Annotated in this window: 19 protein-coding genes and 1 pseudogene; 9 read left to right on the plus strand and 11 right to left on the minus strand. The window is 57.7% G+C overall.

Annotated features, from left to right (window positions below):
• Nucleotides 1-2 precede the first annotated feature (2 nt).
• Complete coding sequence (gene msuE, locus AC0L16_RS22490; RefSeq protein WP_473623349.1) at nucleotides 3-572, minus strand: FMN reductase; 570 nt, start codon at nucleotides 570-572, stop codon at nucleotides 3-5.
• 1,101 nt (nucleotides 573-1,673) lie between these two features.
• Here msuE and aepX point away from each other — a divergent pair.
• The 4 genes from aepX (at nucleotide 1,674) to AC0L16_RS22510 (ending at nucleotide 6,050) form a co-directional block, all read left to right on the plus strand.
• Nucleotides 1,674-2,636, plus strand: a complete 963-nt coding sequence (aepX, locus tag AC0L16_RS22495) for a phosphoenolpyruvate mutase (RefSeq protein ID WP_473623350.1) — start codon at nucleotides 1,674-1,676, stop codon at nucleotides 2,634-2,636.
• Nucleotides 2,637-2,652: 16 nt separating this feature from the next.
• A complete protein-coding gene (locus AC0L16_RS22500) occupies nucleotides 2,653-3,861 on the plus strand; it encodes a pyridoxal phosphate-dependent aminotransferase (RefSeq protein ID WP_473496432.1) in 1,209 nt (402 codons plus the stop codon).
• A gap of 29 nt (nucleotides 3,862-3,890) precedes the next feature.
• The gene (locus tag AC0L16_RS22505) at nucleotides 3,891-4,709 is read left to right on the plus strand and encodes a phosphocholine cytidylyltransferase family protein (RefSeq protein WP_473496431.1); all 819 of its coding nucleotides are present in this window, start codon (nucleotides 3,891-3,893) and stop codon (nucleotides 4,707-4,709) included.
• Nucleotides 4,710-5,261: 552 nt separating this feature from the next.
• On the plus strand, nucleotides 5,262-6,050 hold the full coding sequence (locus tag AC0L16_RS22510) for a class I SAM-dependent DNA methyltransferase (protein WP_473496430.1): 789 nt from the start codon (nucleotides 5,262-5,264) through the stop codon (nucleotides 6,048-6,050).
• An 81-nt stretch (nucleotides 6,051-6,131) separates the two neighbouring features.
• Here AC0L16_RS22510 and AC0L16_RS22515 read toward each other — a convergent pair whose 3' ends face one another.
• Nucleotides 6,132-6,284, minus strand: a complete 153-nt coding sequence (locus AC0L16_RS22515) for a DUF6959 family protein (RefSeq protein ID WP_473496448.1) — start codon at nucleotides 6,282-6,284, stop codon at nucleotides 6,132-6,134.
• Nucleotides 6,285-6,685: 401 nt separating this feature from the next.
• Between AC0L16_RS22515 and AC0L16_RS22520 the strand changes: the two genes are divergently transcribed.
• From AC0L16_RS22520 to AC0L16_RS22540, 5 genes are all read left to right on the plus strand, one after another.
• Complete coding sequence (locus tag AC0L16_RS22520; RefSeq protein WP_473623351.1) at nucleotides 6,686-7,297, plus strand: CDP-alcohol phosphatidyltransferase family protein; 612 nt, start codon at nucleotides 6,686-6,688, stop codon at nucleotides 7,295-7,297.
• A gap of 21 nt (nucleotides 7,298-7,318) precedes the next feature.
• Nucleotides 7,319-8,227 carry a class I SAM-dependent methyltransferase gene (locus tag AC0L16_RS22525; RefSeq protein WP_473496428.1) on the plus strand — a complete coding sequence of 303 codons (909 nt, stop codon included), beginning with the start codon at nucleotides 7,319-7,321 and terminating at the stop codon, nucleotides 8,225-8,227.
• Between the two features lie 193 nt (nucleotides 8,228-8,420).
• A complete protein-coding gene (gene asnB, locus AC0L16_RS22530; protein WP_473623353.1) occupies nucleotides 8,421-10,301 on the plus strand; it encodes an asparagine synthase (glutamine-hydrolyzing) in 1,881 nt (626 codons plus the stop codon).
• Nucleotides 10,302-10,985: 684 nt separating this feature from the next.
• Nucleotides 10,986-11,186, plus strand: coding sequence for a hypothetical protein (locus AC0L16_RS22535; RefSeq protein WP_473496426.1), 201 nt, complete (start codon nucleotides 10,986-10,988; stop codon nucleotides 11,184-11,186).
• The gene (locus AC0L16_RS22540; RefSeq protein WP_473496425.1) at nucleotides 11,183-11,617 is read left to right on the plus strand and encodes a GNAT family N-acetyltransferase; all 435 of its coding nucleotides are present in this window, start codon (nucleotides 11,183-11,185) and stop codon (nucleotides 11,615-11,617) included. Before AC0L16_RS22535 ends, AC0L16_RS22540 begins: the two co-directional genes overlap by 4 nt.
• Before the next feature lie 426 nt (nucleotides 11,618-12,043).
• On the opposite strand, the pseudogene phnN reads toward AC0L16_RS22540, so the two are convergent.
• From phnN to phnG, 9 genes and pseudogenes are all read right to left on the minus strand, one after another.
• A pseudogene (phnN, locus tag AC0L16_RS22545) lies at nucleotides 12,044-12,615 on the minus strand (phosphonate metabolism protein/1,5-bisphosphokinase (PRPP-forming) PhnN).
• Complete coding sequence (locus AC0L16_RS22550) at nucleotides 12,612-13,256, minus strand: DUF1045 domain-containing protein (RefSeq protein ID WP_473496447.1); 645 nt, start codon at nucleotides 13,254-13,256, stop codon at nucleotides 12,612-12,614. Before AC0L16_RS22550 ends, phnN begins: the two are co-directional and overlap by 4 nt.
• A gap of 100 nt (nucleotides 13,257-13,356) precedes the next feature.
• Entirely contained in the window at nucleotides 13,357-14,061 is a 705-nt protein-coding gene (phnL, locus tag AC0L16_RS22555) for a phosphonate C-P lyase system protein PhnL (protein WP_473496424.1), read from the minus strand.
• 53 nt (nucleotides 14,062-14,114) lie between these two features.
• Nucleotides 14,115-15,317: a phosphonate metabolism protein PhnM gene (phnM, locus tag AC0L16_RS22560; protein ID WP_473623354.1), complete on the minus strand. Its 1,203-nt coding sequence runs from the start codon at nucleotides 15,315-15,317 to the stop codon at nucleotides 14,115-14,117.
• A complete protein-coding gene (gene phnK / locus AC0L16_RS22565) occupies nucleotides 15,318-16,115 on the minus strand; it encodes a phosphonate C-P lyase system protein PhnK (protein WP_473623356.1) in 798 nt (265 codons plus the stop codon).
• On the minus strand, nucleotides 16,112-17,059 hold the full coding sequence (locus AC0L16_RS22570) for an alpha-D-ribose 1-methylphosphonate 5-phosphate C-P-lyase PhnJ (protein WP_473496421.1): 948 nt from the start codon (nucleotides 17,057-17,059) through the stop codon (nucleotides 16,112-16,114). Before AC0L16_RS22570 ends, phnK begins: the two co-directional genes overlap by 4 nt.
• Complete coding sequence (locus AC0L16_RS22575; RefSeq protein ID WP_473623357.1) at nucleotides 17,056-18,162, minus strand: carbon-phosphorus lyase complex subunit; 1,107 nt, start codon at nucleotides 18,160-18,162, stop codon at nucleotides 17,056-17,058. The genes AC0L16_RS22570 and AC0L16_RS22575 overlap by 4 nt, the downstream gene beginning before the upstream one ends.
• On the minus strand, nucleotides 18,163-18,768 hold the full coding sequence (gene phnH, locus AC0L16_RS22580) for a phosphonate C-P lyase system protein PhnH (protein ID WP_473623358.1): 606 nt from the start codon (nucleotides 18,766-18,768) through the stop codon (nucleotides 18,163-18,165).
• Nucleotides 18,765-19,226, minus strand: coding sequence for a phosphonate C-P lyase system protein PhnG (phnG, locus tag AC0L16_RS22585; RefSeq protein WP_473496418.1), 462 nt, complete (start codon nucleotides 19,224-19,226; stop codon nucleotides 18,765-18,767). Before phnG ends, phnH begins: the two co-directional genes overlap by 4 nt.
• Between the last annotated feature and the right edge of the window lie 117 nt (nucleotides 19,227-19,343).

Here is a 19,343-nt window from a genome sequence, read left to right on the forward strand (position 1 = left end):
GCTCAGCCGACGCGCGTGGCGACGGCAGCGTCTGCATGACTGGAATTGAGCAAGGAGACCGCTTCAGTAGCGGCCCTCGAAATGCGCTCGATGACTGCTGCGCCGACGATTTCGGCGCTTATGAAATCGTCGGGCTCGCCGTAGACGCCAGTCGGAACGGTGACGGCACCGAAAAAGCCGAACAATGGCCGGAGCTGATGTTCGAGCACCAGGCCATGGTATGGGCTGCCACCGGTCGCCGCGAGCAGCACGGTCTTGCCGGTCAGCGCACGATAATCGACGAGATCGAACAGGTGTTTGAGGGCACCGGTGTAGGATGCTCGATAGACAGGCGTTCCGACCACGAGCAGGTCGGCCTTCTCGACACGCTGGATGATCGCTTCTCCGGATGCACCAAGTGCGTCGCGGGATAGCCCGGCGAAAAGCGAGGGTGCCGCCTCGGTGATCTCGATCAGACCGGTGTCGGCCGGCACGCGCAACGCGACCGCCTTGACAAGCGCGTTCACCACCGCGGTGGTGCGGGATGGTGTGTTTACGCCGCCCGATATTCCGAGAACCGATAGCCCTGCCAAGTCACCACTCTCCCACATCTTGCCTGCGCTTGAGGCCAGCCCACATTAGGTCAAACCATATTCTATAAAATCTATAGAGATAAGGAATTTTGTTCCGATTTTTCGCGCCGATGGGAAAATCGGGCTGTTTGAAAAGGGGGTCGACGGTTAGGCATCGCTCTACCGCGATGCTGGGCGCTTCGAGGATTGTGGCTGCCATCTCGATCAGGGTGCCATCGTGGGAACTGTCGCTTGCACGCCAGCAGACGGTCGAGATGGCAAAGAGCTACAGCGTTTAACTGCTCGTCAGTTTTGACGAACCGACGGGGCACTAACGAACCAAGAGGCCGAGGCGCTTTTCGTAACGATCACGCGCCTGAAGAAATCGATGGCGTGGGCATCGTGTAAATTTCACACAAGAGTGGAAAGGAAGTGCTGACGCTTGCCGATAGGGTGACGGTCCTACGCGACGGAAGGAATATCGGCACACTGGCTGGCGAAAAGATCAAAGAGCGCGAGATCACACATGATTGGCCCGTTCGGCCGACAGTTATTTCCATCCGCACAGCGCCAACTCGTCGAAGAGGTTCTGCGCCTCGAGGGTTTCTAGCAAAGCGATTGTGTCAATGAGCTGCTGTGCCTGCAGCGCGCCAACTTCGCGTTGTGCGCGACGATACCCAGCAGATGAAAATCCGAGCGCGGCGCGTAGATCTCTGGGGCAATCAAGGGTGCAAAGGACATAGCAAAGCCGCTAGATATGAACCGGATTAACAGGACGTGCTCTAGCGTGGCCAAGGACATCATAATTACGGGGCGACCTGCCAACCTCGCACCGTGATATAGCTTGTCCACTGTCGCAATCGCGACAGAATGGTTTCGTCGCTAACAAACGAAACCAGCCGCGCAAAGCCAACCTTGCAATAACAACGGCTTTTTAGCTGGCATGGCTCTTGCTGCTTGAGCTGTAACGTGCGCTCCGGCACAGAGCCGCTTCCAGCGGATCTCACGATCATTGCGCATATGTAGGCCAAAGGACTTTTCGTTAGCGAGGTCAGGGCGACGATAAGTAATCGTCCCGTTCACCGAGTTCAATTGGACCTGAGTTATGGAGGAGGTCATACAATGAGCAAGGCGATTTCGTTCGGGGCGGAAGTCTTGCCGGTGACGGCGTCATCGACGACCCTTCGCGAGCTCATTTTTTCCAACGACCTCACATTTTTGATGGAAGCGCATGATGGGCTTTCGGCAGCGATCGCCGAGCGTGTCGGCTTTCGCGGGCTCTGGGCCTCTGGTCTTTCCATCGCCTCGGCGCTCGGCTATCGCGACGCCAACGAAGCGAGTTGGACCCAAGTCGTCGACGTCGTCGAGCGCATAGTCGATGCGACGGACATCCCTGTTCTTGTCGATGGTGACAGCGGCTTCGGAAATTTCAACAATGCTCGCTTGGTCGCGCGGAAGCTTGAGCAACGCGGGGCCAGCGGCATGTGCCTTGAAGACAAGGGCTTTCCGAAGTTGAACTCCTTTGTCGGGGATCGGCATCCGCTTGCTGACATCGACGAATTCTGCGGCCGGCTCAAAGCCGTGAAAGACACGACGGGACCGGATTTCGTCGTCGTCGCGCGGATCGAGGCGCTGATCGCCGGTCACGGTCTCGATGAGGCGCTGGTCCGGGCCGAGGCTTATGCAGAAGCCGGCCCCGACGCGATCCTCATACACTCCGGCAAGGCCGTCGCAGACGAGATCCTGACCTTCGCCCAGGAATGGAACAACAAGCTGCCGATCGTCATCGTCCCCACCAAATACTACAAAACGCCGGCTTCGGTTTTTCGTGATGCCGGCATTTCGACGGTAATCTGGGCCAACCATTCGATGCGGGCGGCGATCGCTGGCATGCGTGACATCTGCGGCCGCATCTGGTCGGAAGAAAGCATCGCCGGGATAGAGGACCAGGTTGCCGGCCTCGACGAGCTGTTCAGCCTGATCGGCTATCACGAACTGGCTCAGGCGGAAGAACAGTATCTGCCGAAGCGGACAGCAGAGCGACGTCCGAGCGACTCGGACCAAGTTCAAAAATTCGACAATTAGCTCAGGAGAGGCGCACATGCTTGCGCAGCGGATGTCCTTGCTTTCAGGTCCGGGCACTGCCGCCGCCCGCGAGGCAGCCAAGGTCGCTGCCGCGGCCGGCCGTCAGATCATCGATCTGGCGGCCGGCGAGGTGATCATCGAGCCGCCTACGTCAGTTCGCAATGGAGCTATCGCCGCAATCAATGCCGGCATGAACCGCTACACGGATTCAATCGGTCTGGCACCGCTCCGGGAAGCCGTCGCGAAAAAACTGACGATCGAAACAGGCGTTGGCTGGAACACCGACGATATCGTCATCACCGCGGGCGCAAAACAAGGATTGCTCGACGCTGCTCTGGCTGTGCTCGACCCAGGCGACGAGGTCATCATCTTTCGCCCGTGCTGGCCGACATTCCCGTCCCAAGTTCTTCTTGCCGGCGCAAAACCCGTATTCGTCGATGTCCGGCCGCCAACCTATGTTCCCGACATTGGCGCAATCCGCGCCGCCGTCACACGGCGCACGAAAGCTATCATCATCAACTCGCCTAACAATCCCACAGGCGCTGTCTACGATCGAACAACGCTTCAGGCCATTGGCGACATCGCAATCAAGTACCAGCTCTGGATCGTTTCCGACGAATGTTATTCCAGCTTTGTCTTCACGGGTGGGCGCCATGAGTCCATTGTCATGGCCCATCCCGGGGTTCGGTCGCGGACAATCCTGGTAAATGCCTTCTCAAAAGAGCTGGCGATCACCGGATGGCGGCTGGGCTATTTTGCTGCGCCGCAGGAGATCGTTTCCGCGGCCAAGAAACTGCAGAGTCACACGACCTCTAACCCCAACGTGATCGCGCAACACGCCATTCTGCATCACCTACAGTTTGGTGACGGCCGTTTCGAACGGGAGATGCACCGGCAATTGACGGATGCTCGTACCGTGGGGCTGCACATTCTGTCCGGCCTACGCGATATCGATGCACCGCGCGCCGAGGGTTCGTTTTTCTTCTATCTCGACCTGAGCACGTTGGTCGCTTCGCTGCCGCAGGGGGGGCACGTACGCACCACAGACGACATTGGCCGGTTGCTTCTCGAGGAAACCGGGGTGGGCTCCGTCGCCGGTGGCACGTTTGGTGATCCGAATGGTCTGCGACTGTCCTTCGGGGCGCCCCCAGGCCAGCTGGAGCAGGGACTGCAGAGGGTCGTCGAAACGTTGAACAGCCTCAAGACCAGACATGTGGCTGCCTGAGCCTCTCATCAGAAGGACGTGACATTGATATGACCAACCGTACTCGGGCGGTCATCCTCGCCGCAGGCGTGGGATCGAGACTGCGCCCTCACACGGATGCCGTTCCGAAACCTCTGGTGAAGGTAAACGGCACCCCTATGCTGCACAACGCGCTGCATCAGCTCTCCGAGCTCGGGATATGCGAAGCGACCATTGTCGTGGGCTACCGCAAGGAAGCCATCGAGAAGTCGTGCGGCCGGCGCTCAGAGGGTGTGGAAATCGAGTATGTCTACAATCCGATATTTGACCGGACCGGCAGCGCCTATTCTCTCTGGCTGGCGCGGAACACAATGCTTGCCGGCGACACTGTCTTGCTCGAAGGCGATGTGTTCTTTGAGCGCGAGGTGCTGGAACGGACGCTTCGGACTGTCTCCCCGACGAAAAAGAACGTCGCAGCGGTAGCCGCATTCACCGAAGCAATGAGCGGGTCGGCGGTCGAATTGGCCGGAGATCACTCCGTCTCCACGTTCGTGATGAACCAGACGCCGGCCCAGGCGCAGGCAAGGAGTCTCTTCAAGACGATCAACCTGACCCATCTCTCTGCGGCGGCACTGCACGATCGGCTAGTGCCGGCGCTACATCGCGCAGTCGAAAGCGGGCATCGGACCGCCTATGTCGAACAGATTCTGGCCCTTCTGGTGGAAAACCGCGAGCTGCCGCTTTCTGCGGCTGACTGCAGCGACACCCGCTGGTTCGAGATCGACAGCGAGGCCGATCTCCAGTTGGCGGAGGAGATTTTCGCGCTGCCACCGGCACTTGCATTACCCGGTGCATCTTCAGTCTCACTCGCGGCAGGAGCAAGGAGATGATCGGCTACCTGCGTGATTACGCGAATGCCATCTGCCATCACTGTGCTCGCATACTTGTTCGCGGTCGTGGGGCTGTACCTCGCTCAAAGGAAGGATTGAGCTCGGTGTCGCAGCCATGCTCTGGACCTGGTTTCTGGACCATCGGGACGGGCACGTTGCGTGCGAGACGAGCACCTTCATCGGGATTGGAGGGAATTCTAAGAGCTTCGACGAGTTCGCCGGCGTGGTGTTCCCGCGGCCGTGATAATTCTCATCGGCTGGGGGAGCGCCCGGTCCTTGATAGCGAGTTTGATTCTTGTGCTGGGGGTACATCAGAGAGCGTGAGGATTTGAGTGGGCCCGCTTGTCAGCGACGCCCTGATTGTCGTTCGCCGTTGCCGCGGTACCATTTTCTCAATGTCGGCGGCCAGGTAGCGGTCGAGGGTCTGGGTTCTGTTCGCAAAGAGCTGTCCAGCAGGATTGAGGCAGCACAGAACCGGTCGATGCAACTCTCATGGCAAGTCGGAGAGGGCCGACTCGACCTATTGATCAAGTCAGCAAGCGAGGAAACGTCATGAACGATCCTGGGAAAGAAAAAGATGCATATACCGCCTATGGCGAAATATGGAGTGATATATACGATGAATATGGGGAAGCGCTCAACAAGTCGATCGAGATCGAGCGGGCAGTCCGATTTCTCGCGCCCTTCGCAAAGAACGGAACCGCACTCGAATTGGGCGTCGGAAACGGCCACTTCGCCTTACCCCTTTCGAAAACAGGAGCTTCGGTTCACGGTCTGGATAACTCGGAGAAGATGCTTGCCTCGCTTTGCGCAAAGAAAGGTGCACAGTCTGTCACAGCACACGTAGGCGACATGGCAGAGTTCGACCTCGGCACCCAATACGATCTCGTGTACTGCGTTGGTAACACCTTCTCGCTTATGACTACAGTCGAGCAACAGATCAGTTGTTTGACATCATCTGCAAAGGCTCTAAAATCGAATGGCTGCCTTGTAGTCGATTTGAACTATCCATATACTGGTGACTTCTCCGGTGAAGGTATGTATCGTGACCAAAGAACAACAGTTATACATGTAGATGAGCAGCGCGCGATGATTCGTTTTGCCAGACACGACCGCAATCAGCAGCATTTAATTTCTCTGGACTTCTGGATTACACCGGCAGGGGGCCGGACGATGCCGCTTAAGATGCGATATGTCTATCCAACTGAACTCGACTTGCTCGCAAGGATAAGCGGACTTGTGCTTCTTGAGCGCCACGGAGACTGGCAGCGGCGCCCATTTGACAATAAATCTTCGCGATACATGTCGGTGTTCCGCAAGGCAACATGCGAGCGCCGTTGAGAGGGAAGCGCTATGTCAGTCGCTTCTAGCAATGTAGCCATAATAACATGGTTGAGGTATGACCACAGAGCGCTGCGAAGATCATTCAGTTCGCGGCGAACCTCGCCCGACTTCCATGCAGGCCAGATCCGCTCGCTGACACAGCACATAAAGGCTGTCACCTTGGACAAGAACGCCCGGGAAGGCACGACCAGGATGCCGCATGTCAGCGGCATTGGTCTTGTCCCATAGTATAGACGTTCTCGCTCTGCATCAGTGGCTCGCGGATCGGCTTGCCGCACCGTCAGAGCACGAGCTCGCTCACCCGCAACCCCGAATCCGCGAGGCTCTCGCCGGATTTACTTGGCTTCTCCATTGTCGAATGCCTGACAAAATTGCGTCGAAGCAACAGACAGAACGGACGCGCGCACGTCCAAGATGCTGACAACAAAAACGCTTTTTAAGTTGGATTGCTCTTGCTGAATAAACTGCGACGTTCACTCAGGAATCCTTGTCCGCCTGATCGGTAAAAGGTGGTCTGCAGCAAGCGGTCGAAGCCTGCGAGGATCGAGTGAAAAGAGTTAGGCGTGCATTTTATGCTTGAGCCGCAGAGATGACAGCAGTCCTACCACGGGCCGCCGTTGGGGAGTAGGATGATGATCCGTTATCTGTTTGATCCTGCGAACGCCATTACGGCTCTCGGACTTATCTTCGCCACGTCGGCAATCTATTTTGCGCTGGTCGGACGCTTCGAAGTTGGCATCTGTTTTGGGTTATGGGCTCTTTTAGCGGATGACGCCGACGGCATGGTGGCCAAGAGTTCCATCAAGCGATCAGCATTGACGGCACAGGTTGGAAGTGCCTTCGATGGGTTAGCGGATCTGGTATACGCGGCTGTCTTTCCGGCGGTTCTAATTTTATCTTTTAATGCGTTCTCTGTTCCCGCATTGTTAGCTGCGGTCTGCCTTGTCGTGTCTGGAGCTCTCCGCCTCAGCTACTTTTCAACGTTCGGGCTCGATGCTGACGGCTTCGGTAGAGGCCTGCCGCTGAATAATGACCTCTTCGTATTGGCACTTCTATTCGCCGCCAATCGGGTCGTGCCGGTCCAGAACCTTGGCACGCTTTTGATTGGAGCAGCGTTTCTTCTGTCAGTTCTGCATCTCTCGCATTTCAGATTTCCGGGCACGGGCAATGCGCTACGGCTGACCAACCTCGTACTTGCGGCAATCGGATCAATCGCTTTGTTAACGCCTGAATTCGCATCCTGATGCATCGGAGGAGAAGAAGCCATGGACGGATCTTTCGAAAGTGAGACGCGCACGGTCTTCGATCGCTATCAGCGACAGCAAGAGAATAACGAGCATATATTCACCCGATTGGTTTCGTTAATTGATGAAGAATACTTCGGCTTTAACTCCGGAGGCTTCGCTGGACTTAATTTCCTAGACGCCGGTTGTGGATCAAACGCGAATGCATCCTATGCCTTCCTGGAGAAAGGTGCCGCCAAAGTCACTTCGCTTGAACTTGGGGAGGAGTGGATGGATTGTGCCGCTCGACGCCTTTCGAAATTCGGCGCGAGATCGGTACTAGTCGATGGGAGTGTTCTGAATTTGCCGTTCGCCGATGGAACCTTTGACTTCGTACACTGCGCGGGGGTCCTGCCTCATACAGCGAATCCGCGCAAAGGGTTTGACGAACTGGCAAGGGTGACGCGGCCGGGCGGACATTTCTTTCTGACCATTATGGGGACCGGAAACGGGGTTCTCTATCGCTGCATCAACCATCTTCGTGAACTGTATGCTTCCGACGCTCAATTCCGGCAGACAATCAACGATCTTGATGGCCGCACGGCCAAAGAAGCGATTGACTGGTTGTTGGCCGTTAAGGGTCAAAACGAATCTCCCGTTCTTGAAGGAGAGGATGGTTTCTTTCGAAGCCTGTTCGATGATGACCTGTTCGTCACGGTGCGTGATCGCTTCCAGGCCCCCACGTATCACGAGTTCGCCTTTACCGAACAACAAATGCGTGACTGGTATCGCGAGAACGGTTTTGGCGCGGTGCGACGGGTCTCAAGATACACGAAAGGCTTCAAAAACGTTCGCCGGTTTCTGGCTCCGATGTATCTGCACTACCACCACCCGCTCGCCAGGTTTTGGTTTGGTGACGGCTGCATACAGATGATCGCAGTCAAAGGCTAAGGAAAGCCTGTCGGACTTCGTGCGATAACCGTGCTGGCGCCCAGAACAGAGGCTCGACCTAGGTTTCAAATCCGAGATTGCAACCAGCGTTGCAGTGAATTGTTGCGCGTCTGCTTGGCCGACGACTCCAACCAAACCGACTGCCCTCGAGGCATCTCGATCGGCCATGTAGCCATGCGAAGGAGAGGCCACATTGTGCGGCATTTTTGGTTTCATTGCCCATGCGCGTGATATCTCCCTTTCTAGAGACGTGCTGGAGCGCTGCGCAGAAGAGATTGCCCATCGCGGACCAGATGCCGGCGGCTGCTACATTGGCCGGAATTTTGGATTTGCCCATCGCCGGCTTTCGATTATCGATCTCGACCCTCGTTCCAATCAGCCGTTCGTTGAAGCGGATACCGGGATCGTCATCACCTACAATGGCGAAATCTACAACTTCAGGGAACTTCGCGTCGCGTTAGAGAAGGAGGGAGCGATATTTCGCACCACGTCGGATACCGAGGTGATCTGCAAGGCTTTCGCTACCTGGGGCATCGACTGCCTACACCTGTTTCGAGGAATGTTCGCCTTTGCGCTCTATGATCCGAGCTCTCAGGCCACATTCTTGGTTCGCGATCGTCTGGGAATAAAGCCTCTCTACTATGCTGATACGCCGACCGGCCTTGCTTTCTCTTCGCAGCCCTCAGCAATTCTTCGTTGGCCCGGTGTCAATGGGTCCATTGATCCGATCGGAGTGTCGAACTTCCTTTCGTTCCGTGCCGTCTTTGGCGAGCGTTCGCTGTTTACCAACATCAAGAAGATGCCTCCCGGCACCTGGATGCGCTTGCAAGGAGGCGAGCGGCGGCATGAGCGGTGGTGGTCGCGGACGCCCGACAAGATGGAAGACGCCCCCATTCAGCAGATGATCGGCGCCGCTGTTGAGGAACATCTGGTTGCAGACACGCCGGTGGCGATGCTCCTGTCCGGGGGGTTAGATTCCAGCATAGTTGCTTACGAGATCACAAATTGCTCATCGATAAAACCCACCTGTTTCACCGGGGTTGTCGGAGGTGACGGCTATGACGAAAGTCCGTTTGCCGCTGAGGTCGCGGCAATGATCGGTGCGCCTCACCGCCTGGTTCCTCTGCCGTCGGCGACTGACATCGAGACCGTGACGAGACTTATTGCGCTGCGTTGTCATCCGCTTGGCATGCACAATGAAACGGCTATGTACCTCCTCGCGCAACGAGTTGGAGCGGACTACAAAGTGGTGCTAACTGGTGAAGGCGCCGACGAACTCTTTGCCGGTTACAGTCGGATATATCGGCTGCCCTTCGATTTGATGCGAGACAGCTGGCTTGCGTGGATTCCGGCTCGTTTTGGCCGTCCAATACGGCGACATGTCGGCCTGCCAAACGAGCGGTGCTCGGAATTCGAGCTGTTCATAAATCAATACGCGTATTTCCCGATTGGCGAAAAACTATCGTTGGCCACGGAAGCGTGGAGGCGTGCGATCAACGACGACCACACTCTGATCGAGTGGATGGAAGAGGCATACCTTTCGGCAGGTGACAGTCCAGCCGCACGCATAGCCGGCTTCTTCGTCGAGCATCATCTGACCGCCCTACTGGAGATGGTCGACAACACGACGATGGCAGCGGGCGTCGAGGCTCGCGTTCCCTTCACCGATCATCGGATCGTGGAGCGGGCGCTATCGATGAGGCCGGCAGAGCGTCTGCGCTGGCGCAGCAGGTGGGCCGCGATAAAGGCTTGCGCAACGCCGATCAACTCGTTCAGCGAGCGTTTGGACGTCTCGAAAGTGCCGTTGCGGAACTCCTACACCCAAGTGCTGCCGTCGTCCGTCATGACACGGAAAAAGCTCGGCTTTCCGTTGCCGTTGGGTCAATGGGCAGCCGGCAAGGGATCGCGTCCGTTCCGGGACATGTTATTCAAGAGCACCCCTGCCATCGCCGACTTCATCGATGTCGGGGCGCTCAAAGGCTGGTACGACGCGCAGGCTGCTCACGCATCCGATGCGTTTGGGAGGCAATTTTGGCTCATCAGCAATCTCGAAATCTTCCTGCGGCAACATTAGCGTTTTTGCGCCGTGCCGTCGGACACGGCTTGCAACGCGGACATAGCGGTTTCGCAACGGTGGTGTTGCCATCATGGCACTCTTCGTCAGGGCTGCATCGCAGGAGATTTCCATTCAGATAGCATTTTCCAATCAGTCAATGCCGTCAGCGCCGTGCTGATCTACCACGCCCTAAGAGGAGAAATCGCCCTTGGACCCAACGGTTCTTGTTCCCTCTCCGGCGTGCTATGTTTGAACCTCCCTCCCCCTGCTCTTCGGCTGCGTATTCTCTCGGGACAACCTGCTTCAATCGTCTTCCACTTTCTCTTCGGGACCGTGCTTTTTTCTCTGTCGACAGCATGATTTGGGTAGAAAGCGATCGGACGGGTGACATCGTCTACTGTGCGGCTCCGGCGTATTGGGAGGTTCGGGCGGGGCCAAATCGGCGGTGGTCGCTGCGTGGCGGCGCATTCCGATGTTGATCATTGCGGCCCCGGATTACCTTTATCTGGTATGGAAGGTCACTCGGGGTCTCGTCTTCCTCGGCAACGTCCCTTCGACGAGAAGCGCGATCGCCATTTTGTTCCTCAGAGTCTCGTTCGGCCTGACCTTCTCCGTTCGGTCGGCCAATCATCGCGTTCGGACCACGGCGCCGACCGGGGCCTGCCGATTCTAATTGGATAGACCTGAAGAGGAGGATGGGCAATGAAAGCAGCGGTCTTCGAAATGATTGATCCCTTCCTCAGGGCTCCGAGCCTAATCCGGGGTGACACCGTCGTGCTGGAGCCGCTGAATGAGGGACACGAGGAAGAGCTCCGGAGCGCCGCGGCCGATGAGAGAATCTGGCAATTTCTCGGCGCAAATGGCGCAACCGCTTCAGGGTTCCGGGATTGGTTGTCAGGATGATCGCAGAAACGGTGAGCAGGCAACGGCAGGTCTATGTGCTTGGGACTGTTGGCGCCGGCAAAATTGCCGGAGCATTCGGTTTCAAGGATATAGATGTCTTCGAAGAGCGAGTGACGGTTGGCAGCAACTGGCTGTCGCCGCACGCTTGGGGTACCCACGTGAACGCGGAAGCGACTTTTTTAGCTGCTGAAGCAGCTCTACGAAGACCTGAGGGTCAATCGCTGCGAATATTTTGTTCATACCGGAAATGTAAAGATGCTTTAGCTTTCTGGATCGGATCGGCTTTGTGCAAGAAGGAGTTCTCAGAAGTCGGTTCCGATTGCGTGGCGGCGAGGTTTGTGACTTGGTTGTCGCCAGCTGCTTGGGGGATGATTGGCCCATCGTTAAGAAGAGGCTCCAGTCTCGAATGGACCGTAAGGGCTTTCATCTAGCCGTTCCGAATTCGGCGAGCCCTGCAAACGACAGGATTCGCCGTCGACAACAGATATGATGAGATGGGCCTTCAAACGTCAGAAATCAGAAGCCAGATGTCATTCAGCTATCCTCGACACAAAAAATTCTTCGGATGACAGAGACGCAAGGAGAGGTCCGCGAGACCTCATGCGTTCTTTGGAATCTCCGTGGCAACGGCAAGGCGAGATCCCAGGTCTCTTCGAGCGCAGCGGCCGCGCAGTTCGCGTTAACAGCGGCGCAAGTTGCGACGGAGGAGCTTCAACATGGTACGGACCGCGATCGACCGACAGTGTAGACAGTGTAGATAGATACGCGAATGTCTCGTACAGCTTTCGGCCATATGCAATTAAATCAATCGAGACAACTGCCGCACGGCGATCAGCGTGCGTTGCCGCATGCATCGCTCACTTCCCCCAGCCAACGTGTGCAACAAACGTGGCGAGAAGGCGTTCGCCAGACACCTCAACCGAACCCGAATTGTCAATATGCACAACGTCAGCACCTTCGACCGGATGCTGGTCGCCTCGAATCAAACGCTGCCTCACACTTTCCGGGTTTTCGCGTCCCGTTCGGCCAGGCGCCTCGCCAATACCTCCATTGGCGCGTTGACATTGATCACAAACAGTTGCGGGTAGCGCCGCCGCGCATCCGGAAGGGCGGCGCGCGAGCCATTGGCCACCACGACATCGCCGCGTTCCGTCCAGCCATCGATCTCGGACGGAATGCCATAGGAGAGGCCATGCGCCTGCCAGTGAAGGGCGAAAGGACCTTCGAGAACACGACGGTCGAAATCGTCCCGGTCGACGGGCCGGTGGTCCTCGCCGGGCCCTGCCGGCCGGCTGATGATCCGGCGCACGAAATGAAAGCGTGGATCGGCCTGAAGGCGGTCGCGCGCATAGTCGATCAGCGTGTCCTTTCCGGCACCGCTGGGACCGACGACAAGGGCAAGACGGCCATGCGACGCCATGGCCTTCAGACCGCCGTCTGGAGAGCCGCGCCGGTCTTCAGCGCGAACTGAGAGCGGACGACGAGATCGGCATTTCGGAGTTCCTGCACAAAGAGCGACGGGGCGTCGATATGATAGTCTTCGGACAGATACGGCTCGAAGATCATTTCCAGACGGGCAGGCATTCCGGCGCGCTGTTCCGGGAGGCGGTTGGTCAAGGTCATATGGAAGCGGAACCGGCCTGAGACGTAAGGGTAGCCCCAGGTGACTAAATTGGTCGTCTCGACTTCATCGAGCTCCCGACTGATGCGCCGCTTGAGGTCGTCTCCGTCCATCAGCGCCCGGAATCGACCGAATTCTTCGACGATCTGCGCAGCAAAACCGCGCAAGGCGGGATGGGGTGAACGGGCATGAGGGCGAAGAAACCACCGAGAAGATCGATCTTCAATGGCCCGATCGGGCAAGAGGGGCCGCGATGCAGCAAACTTGCTCAGCACCTGCTCCAGATCCTCGACCGAAGTGCCTTCTGTCAACCGGAACGGCGCTTTTAGCGTCGCGTGAAAGCCGTATGGGGCGCGGTTCCGACGTGAATTCGAGGGCCCTCGGACCGCCCTGTTACCAGCATCAGGTGCGAACGCATCGCGGCCAAGCCATGCACACGCCGCTAGGATGTGCGGATGTTCGCGAGCCGGAGTTTAGTAAATGGCGTAGCGGGGACTGGATGGTTCCGGCATCAGGCGCATGCCTTCGTCAGGGTCGCGGCCGGCACCGCTATGGCGATTGATTGTCGATCTCGAACAACCGGTCGGCAACGGCTTCCCAAACCTCCTCGTCGTGGAAGATGCCAACGATCGCGGCGCCGCGAGATTTCGCCTCGTTGATCAGGTCAACGACGGTCACACGGTTGGCGGCGTCAAGCGAGGCGGTCGGTTCGTCAAGCAGTAAGACGGGGTAATCCACGAGGAAGCCGCGGGCGATGTTGACGCGCTGCTGCTCGCCACCGGAGAAGGTGGCCGGAGCCAGCGACCAAAGACGCTCGGGAATGCGAAGCCGGGTCAGCAGGTTCTTGGCAAGGGCCTTGGCTCCATCGGCCGGCATGCCGTTGGCGATCGCCGGCTCGGCGACGACATCGAGAGCCCCGACGCGTGGAATGACGCGCAGGAATTGGCTGACATACCCGATGGTCGAGCGGCGGATCTCCACGACTTCCCAGGGTTCAGCGGCGAGAAGATCGACGGTTTCGCCCATATGCTCGACTAGGATCTGGCCTTCGTCCGGCTTGTAGTTGGCATAGAGCGAACGCAGCAGGGTTGACTTGCCGGCGCCAGACGGCCCGCGCAGGCAGACGCATTCGCCGGACTCCACCGTCAGCTCGATGTTGTCGAAAACGGGTAGGACGATGCCGCCCTGGGTATGGAGCGTAAAGCTTTTGGAAAGGCTAATGGCGCGGAGCGCAGCGTTCGTTACGGATTTCATTGGAACGGTTCTCCCGGTCTGATCGAAGGAGACGTCTTGTGATCTGCGTTTTGTCAAAAGACCTGCCCGCCTTCTTTCCAGACTTTGCGTACAAGTGGAATGTCGTTGATCTCAATGACGTGGCAGAGATCGGCTCGGCTGCCGATCTTGATCGCGCCCCTGTCGGCTAGGCCGGTAGCCGAGGCAGGAGCTGAACTGACGGTAGAGATCGCCCGCGGCAAGCTCATCCCGACCGGGTCCCTGGTCAGCTGAAAAGCACCATGCAGCAGGCTTGCCGGAACGTAATCCGAGGCGAGGATATCGAGATGTCCGGTTGTCGCCAAATCCCGGGCGCTTATGTTTCCTGAATGCGAGTTGCCGCGAACGACGTTGGGCGCGCCCATCAGCACACGAACGCCGAGCGAATGCGCCGTTTCCGCTGCAGCCCGCGTCGTCGGAAATTCGGAGATCAGCACGCCGGCAGATTTTGCCTCTCGAACATGCTCGGCTGTTTCATCATCGTGGCTGGCGATCGGCAGTTGCCGAGCACGGGCAAGCGCAACGATACGGGCCTGATTTTGAGGTCCGATCGTTCGGGAGGCGTCCATCCATGCTTCAATATGGCGATCGGCATCCTCTTCCGACCAGCCATACTGTGTGATCTGCATCTGACGGAAACGGTCGAGTTGCGGCGACTGACGATGGCCGGGGGCGTGATCCATAACCGAGACAAGCTTCACGAGCGGATCGTCCACCAACGGCGCGAATCTGGACAGGACTTCCTCGTCCGTGACCTCACAGCGCAGATGCAGAAGATGGTCCGCTCGAAGCACGCCACAGTCCTGGGCTTCATGGATGCCATCGACGAGGATGGGCAGAATGCGAGCCCGATCGTCTTGCTTTCTGTGATCGCGGGTCGTTGACCCGATGCAAAGGGAATCGAAAACTGTTGTGATGCCGGCTGCGGTGACCAATGCATCATGCGCTACGACAGCGGAAAGCGGGTTCCAAAGCACTCCGGCCCGGGGTAGAGCATGCTTCTCGAGATTGTCTGTATGAAGGTCGATGAGACCCGGTATAAGATAGCCTCCTCCGAGATCGATCGCGCCGGGCGCCTTGCTCCTTCCAGGAGCGATGTCATTGATGCAGCCGTCAACGACATGGACGGTTCCTTCATAAACCTCGTCCGGCAAGACGAGTCTTGCGCCGGTCAAACTCAGTTCGTTGTTGACGGAGCGTTTGACCGCCACGCGCGATGAAACGTCATTTCCGAGCATTTAGAGCACCGATGATACGAGAAGTTGCGTGTAGGCGTGATGCGGATCATCCAGGACCTGATCCGCCAGACCGGTCTCCACAAGGTTGCCCCGCCACATCACTATGATGCGGTCCGCCAACAGCCGGGCGACGGAAAGATCATGGGTCACGATCACCGCCGAGATACCGAAATCCAGGACCAACTGTCGCAACAGATCCAGCAGCCGAGCTTGGACCGAGACATCGAGCCCGCCGGTCGGCTCATCCATGAAGACGAGGCGCGGCTTGGTGACGAGAATTCTGGCGATCTGCAGGCGTTGCTGCATGCCGCCGGAAAAGGTTCTCGGGTGATGATCCGTGCGCCGCAGATCAATCTCGACCCGGGCGAGCCACTTCTGAGCCTCTTGCCGTATGTGGCCATAGTGTCGGGCACCGGTGGCCATCGGCCGCTCGCCTATGTTGCCTCCTGCGCTGACTTCCATTCTGAGGCCATCGCGCGGGTTCTGGTGCACAAGTCCCCAATCGGTACGCATCAGCTTGCGGCGCTCCGGCTCTGACAATGTCAGAATATCCGTTGGCCCCTTGTCATGGAGGTCGTAAACTACGGACCCGGTATCTGGCATCAACCGACCCGAAAGGCAGTTGAGCAAGGTCGACTTGCCGGATCCGGATTCGCCAACAATGGCGATGATCTCCCCTGGGAAGAGGTTGAAGGAAATGTTCTGGCAGCCGATCGTCTTTCCATAGCCCTTCGTAAGATTTTGCACGGAGAGCAGTGATTGTCGGCGCTTGGGTTGGACCTGAATTGCCGTTCTCATCGTAATTGCGATCCCTTTTTGATTTTAGAAGTCGGGAACGATTCAAATGGAGCCCTGCCTTGACCCTCCGGTCCAACGTGACCATGGTCTCGACGGGTTGCGCAGTAGTCGGTGTCGGAGCAAACGAACATTCGATGCCCGCTGTTATTCACGACAATCTCGTCGAGGTAACTGTCGGTCGCTCCACAAAGCGCGCAGCATTGCCTCCATTTTTGCACTCGGAACGGATGGTCTTCGAAGTCAAGATTGTGCACTTGCGTGTAAGGCGGGACCGCATAGATTCGCTTCTCGCGACCAGCACCGTAAAGCTGGATCGCCGGACTGTTCGCTATCTTCGGGTTGTCGAATTTGGGAACAGGCGACGGTGACATCAGATATCGCCCGTTGGTCATGACCGGGTAGCTGTGAGCCGTGGCAATATGGCCGAAGCGCGCAATGTCTTCGTAGAGCTTGACGCTCATCAAGCCGTATTCTGCATAGGCATGCATTTTCCGCGTCTCAGATTCCCGCGGTTCCAGACTGCGCAACGGTTCTGGCGAGGGAACCTGGTAGACGATGACTTGACCCTCTCTGAGAGGCGTTTCGGGCACGCGATGGCGTGTCTGAATGATTGTGGCCGCAGCGGTTTGTTCGCTCGTCTCGATTCCAGCCACGCTCTTGAAAAATCGGCGGATCGAGACCGCGTTCGTGGCGTCATCCGCACCTTGGTCAATCACCTTGAGCGTGTCGTTGGGGCCGATGACACTGGCTGTCACTTGTATGCCACCAGTACCCCATCCGTAGGCTAGCGGCATCTCGCGACTGCCAAATGGAACCTGCAGGCCGGGAACGGCCATCGCCTTCAAGATGCACCGACGGATCATCCGTTTGGACTGCTCGTCGAGATAGGCAAAGTTGTACGTCTGGCGGCTACGCTTGGCCGCATCTTCACGAATGCCAGTCATTCCGCCGCCTCCTTGGTTGAACGGCTGCCGACTTGCGCCTCGCGCAGCTGTCGAATGAACTGCAGGTCACCCTGAAAATCGACGTAGTGAGGCAAGGTCAAATGTGAGACGAACCCGGCTGCCTCGAGATTGTCGGTATGAGAAAGCACAAATTCCTCGTCCTGTGCGGGGTATTTCACATCCTCGCCATATTCGCGCGACCGCAACGACCGATCGACGATCGCCATTCCCATCGCCTTGCGCTCACTCTTTCCAAAGGAGAGACCATATCCCCGCGTGAAGCGTGCTGGTTCGTCGTCCGAGCCCGCAAACAAGTCCAACGTCTGGCATTCCGTGACGGTGATGTCTCCTATCGAAACGGGAAAGCCCAGTTCCTCGGGAATGAGCTCGATCGCGACGTCTCCGACCCGGGTTTCGCCGACATAGGGATGGGCTGCGCCATAGCCGCGCAGGGCGGAATAGGCCAATCCCACGACAAATCCTTCATCGCCACGTGCAAGGTTCTGCAAACGCTGATCGCGACCGGCCGGTAGCGCCAGAGGCTCTCGCGTTAGATCGAACACCGAGGCTTCATCTGGCGCAGGCACTTCGGCTTCGATCAGGCCTTCATCCGAGATGCTGTCGAAAGCACGCGGACAATTGGCGTCAAGCGGGGTCTCACCAAGTTCCGCTTTCAGCTCCTCGACTTCAGCGTTGTCGACGAGGTCGAAATCAAGCAGCCGATGCGTGTATTCGTAGGTCGAACCGAGGACCTGGCCTCCCGGAACGTCCTTGAAGGTGGCAGAGATCCGTCGCAGGATGGCCATCCGATCCGTATTGATCGCTTTCGACACCGCAAAGCGCGGCAGGGTCGTCCGGAAAGCCCGGAGTAGGAAGATCGCCTCGACTGCGTCGCCCTGAGCCTGCTTCAATGCGAGCGCTGCAAGCTCTCTGTCGTAGACCGAGCCCTCGCACATCACCCGATCGACAGCGAGACCGAGTTGCTCGGCAATCTGAGTAACCGCAAGTTCGGGGACTTCAGGATCGCCGCGCCTATCCTCTGCGATCAAGCGGTGCGAGTTGAGAATAGCCTGCTCGCCCCCTTTAACAGCCACATATGCCATTTAGATCTCCACCGATATGCTGCGAGGAAGAGCAATGATTGCGTTTCCGGAGGTAAAGAGGACATCCACCCCGATTGGATAAAGCTCCTGATTGAGCTGCCACTCTCCCCAGAACCACGACGGAAGCCCCTCAATGGCGACCGAGGCCTCGTGCTGGATCCCAGGCCCACGCCACCGAACCGGTGAACCGGCAGTAAAGGAGGGGACCTGGACAATAATGGTTGTCGAAGTCTGCGGCTCCAACTCGGTTCCGAGATGAAACTCTGCCAGGCGTGGCATCGTCACCGGATCCGTCACGATGGCAAATGCCGCTTCTTCCGCGCCAACCACGAACGGTGTAGCGCAGTGAAACCGAAGGTAATTGCGGACCTCGTCGCCGCTGGATCGGTAATCGAGCCAGATCGGTGTTTCGAAGTCTGCCAATGTGAGGCAAGCGGAGACGGTCGCCGGTGCGAGCGGTCCAACTGCCGTAGTTTCAGAGCCGAGCGTTTGCGGACGGCCCACATATGCATAGGCATCCAGGATACGGCGGAACGTGTCTTGGCTATCGAAGACGGGATGCGTGAATCCGGGCTCGATCCCGGAAGTGTCCATAATGCTGCTCATTCCGGACTCGTGCCTCGCGCCATTGCAAAAAAATCGACCTTTGTGGAAGCCGCCTTGCGGCTCTTCAGCTCACGGCGGCTCGCTTGTATTGCTTCGAATCGAGCGACCAATTCATGACTCTCGGCCGCGACTTCATCCGCCCTTTGAAGAAGCGCATCGAAGACTGCCGCCAGTTCCGCCTGGCGTTGGTCGCGTCCGAGCACGAAGGCGAACCCCGTCGTGCCGTCGGCTAGCCTCAGCGCACATCGGGTCATCGTGGCCTCACCGAGGTTAAAGGGGCTGCCGGTACCGCCTGCCCGTCCACGCAACAGGACGAGGCCGGTCTCGGGCCGACGCAGCCATTCATATTGTGGTGCGGTGGGCAGATCGCTCCATGCGCGCTCAAGGTCTTCGCACATGGTTCGCGCCAGAACCGCCATCCATCGCTGCCTTTTTTCCATTTGATTGCGCACTTGCATTCGCCGCTCGATTGAGGCGTGGATAACGGACCAGACCTAAGTTGATACATAGATATCTAGGTATCTAGTTAGAAGCACTTTGCAACACTTTAATGACAAGACGCTGTTCTGGTAAAA

The organism is Mesorhizobium sp. WSM4848 (assembly GCF_055811375.1).